Raw genomic sequence first — 768 nt, 5'->3', positions numbered from 1 at the left:
CGGCGGAGCAGCTCCGCCGCCATCGGGACGGCGAACAGCCAGTACGCGAACTGACCCAGGCCCAGAGCCCACCACAGCGGGTACCCGGCCAGCAGCCAGACCACCGGACGACCGGTGCCGGGGGGAGGGCCGACCGGGACCCCTGTCCCGGGGAGGGGGCGCTGGGCGGCGGGTGTCGCCATCAGTTCCGTGCCCCGACGGTGTCGGCGGCGGTGTCCTCCGAACCGGTGCCGGCCCGGTCCGCCGAGTCCTCGGCCGTGGCGGCCCCGTGCGCTGTGGCGGCCGCCCCCTCCGTCGCGGCCGCGCTCTCGGTCTCCTTCGCGCGGCGGGAGGCGGCGTCGTCGGGACGTGCCTGTCGGGGCAGCGCCGCCACCCCGGGCACGGGTAGGCCGAAGCGGGCGGCGGTGGTGGTCAGCGACACGAGGTCGGCGCGTCGGGTGCGGCCGAGCTCGACCACCGGGAGCAGCAGGTCGGCCGAGGCGGCCAGCGCGTGGGTGTCGGCCCGCTCGGTCGCGGGCGGGACGGCGATCACCACGTACTCGGCCCTCTCACGCAGGAGTTCGAGCAGCTCCGGCATGGCGGTTCCCTGGGTGGGGGCGGTGGTCCCCGGGCGGCCGTACCGGAGCACGCGCAGGCGGGGCGTGGTGTCGGGGCGCACCTCCAGTTCGGTGGGGTCCTCACCGTCCAGGAGCGCCTCGGCCAGACCGGGACCCGGGGGCAGGTCCAGCGGGTCGGAGGCGGTGTCGGTCGCGGTGTCGGCGCGGACGA

The 768-nt window shown here is 77.5% G+C and carries 2 pseudogenes; both read right to left on the bottom strand.

Annotated elements, in window-relative coordinates:
* A pseudogene (locus tag D471_RS0101970) lies at window positions 1-182 on the bottom strand (ligase); the annotation flags it as partial.
* Window positions 182-768, bottom strand: a pseudogene (locus tag D471_RS39005) (lipopolysaccharide biosynthesis protein); the annotation flags it as partial. The pseudogenes D471_RS39005 and D471_RS0101970, both read right to left, overlap by 1 nt.

Origin of the sequence: Nocardiopsis lucentensis DSM 44048 (assembly GCF_000341125.1) — a bacterium.
Lineage (GTDB): Bacteria > Actinomycetota > Actinomycetes > Streptosporangiales > Streptosporangiaceae > Nocardiopsis > Nocardiopsis lucentensis.
This window is presented reverse-complemented; position numbering and strand designations above follow the sequence as displayed.